This is a genomic window from Jiangella rhizosphaerae (assembly GCF_003579925.1).
Taxonomy (GTDB): domain Bacteria; phylum Actinomycetota; class Actinomycetes; order Jiangellales; family Jiangellaceae; genus Jiangella; species Jiangella rhizosphaerae.
Map to the genome: position 1 here is coordinate 1 of NZ_QUAL01000238.1, position 1565 is coordinate 1565.

General features: G+C 74.4%; 1 protein-coding gene and 1 pseudogene. Both read left to right on the forward strand.

Annotated elements, in window-relative coordinates:
* A pseudogene (locus tag DY240_RS32275) lies at nt 1-194 on the forward strand (MarR family transcriptional regulator); the annotation flags it as partial.
* Nucleotides 191-1565 (forward strand): MFS transporter (locus DY240_RS22740; protein WP_199702099.1); only part of this gene is annotated, 1375 nt, incomplete at its 3' end. The pseudogene DY240_RS32275 and the gene DY240_RS22740, both read left to right, overlap by 4 nt.

Genomic DNA, 1565 nt, shown 5'->3' on the forward strand with positions numbered 1-1565 from the left:
CCGGCCGCACGGCCCTGGCCGTGCGGCGGTCCGCGCGCGCCGACCGGCTGGCCGCCCTGCTGGCCGCGCTGGACCCCGCCGACCGCGCCGCGCTCGAGGCCGCCGTCCCCGCCATCGACGCCCTGACGGCGACCGCGCCCACCGGCGCCTCCGCCCCTCCGACCGCCCCCGATCCCACCGGAGCCACCGCATGACCGGCACCGCCCGTCCCGCCAGCAGCCCGTTCCGCCAGCCCAAGGCCGTCTATGCCGTCGCGTTCGCCTGCGTCGTGTCGTTCATGGGCATCGGCCTGGTCGACCCGATCCTCCCCGCCATCTCCAGTGAGCTCGACGCCACGCCGAGCCAGGTGACGCTGCTGTTCACCAGCTACCTCGTGGTCACGGCGGTCGCGATGCTGGTGACGAACTGGGTGTCCAGCCGCATCGGCGCCAAGCGGACGCTGATCGCCGGGCTGGCGCTCATCGTGGTGTTCGCGGCGCTGGCCGGCGCGTCCGACAGCATCGGTGGCATCGTCGGGTTCCGGGCCGGCTGGGGCGTCGGCAACGCCCTGTTCATCGCGACATCGCTGGCCGTCATCGTCGCGTCGGCCAGCGGCGGGTTCGTCGGCGCGATCGTGCTGTACGAGACGGCGCTCGGCCTGGGCATCGCGGTGGGCCCGCTGCTGGGCGGCGTGCTCGGCGAGATCAGCTGGCGCGGGCCGTTCTTCGGCGTCGCCGCGCTGATGAGCATCGCGCTGATCGCCACCGTCGTGCTGGTCGAGCCGCAGCCGCTGCCGCCCCGCCGCACCGGGCTGCTGGAGCCCCTGCGCGCCCTGCGGCACCGCGGCCTGCTCGCGATGTCGCTGACGGCGCTCTGCTACAACTGGGCGTTCTTCACCGTGCTGGGGTACGCGCCGTTCCCCATGAGCCTGGGCGCCATCGAGCTCGGCCTGGTGTTCACCGGCTGGGGCCTGCTGGTGGCGATCTTCTCGGTGGCCGGGGCTCCGTGGCTGCAGCGGCGGCTCGGCATCGCCCGCACGCTCTACGCGAACCTCGCCTGCTTCAGCGTCGTGGTCCTGGTCATCGCGATCTGGACCGACCACGTGCCCGTGCTGGTCACGGCGGTCGTCGTGGCCGGCGTGTTCATCGGCGTCAACAACACCGTCACCACGCAGGCGGTGATGACGGTGTCACCGGTCGACCGCCCGGTGGCGTCGGCGGCGTACGGCTTCGTCCGGTTCATCGGTGGCGGGCTCGCGCCGTTCGCCGCGGGCAAGCTGGTCGAGGCGACGAACGTGCACGTCCCGTTCTTCCTGGCCGCCGTCGTGCTGCTGGTGGGCATCGCGATCCTCACGACGGCGCGCGGCGCGCTCGCCGGCGCCGAGCGGGTCCAGGCCGGCGAGACGGTCGCGGCCACGGCGCCGCGGCTGGAGACCGTCGGCACCGAGCCGTCCGAGCCCGACGGCGTCATCGTCGCGGCCGTGGCCGGCGCCGACGGTGCCGAGGTCGCGCGCGTGGCCGCCCGGCTGGCGACGTTGAACGGGCGCACCGTCGACGTCCTGCACGCGCAGGAGTTCGCGGTCGCCG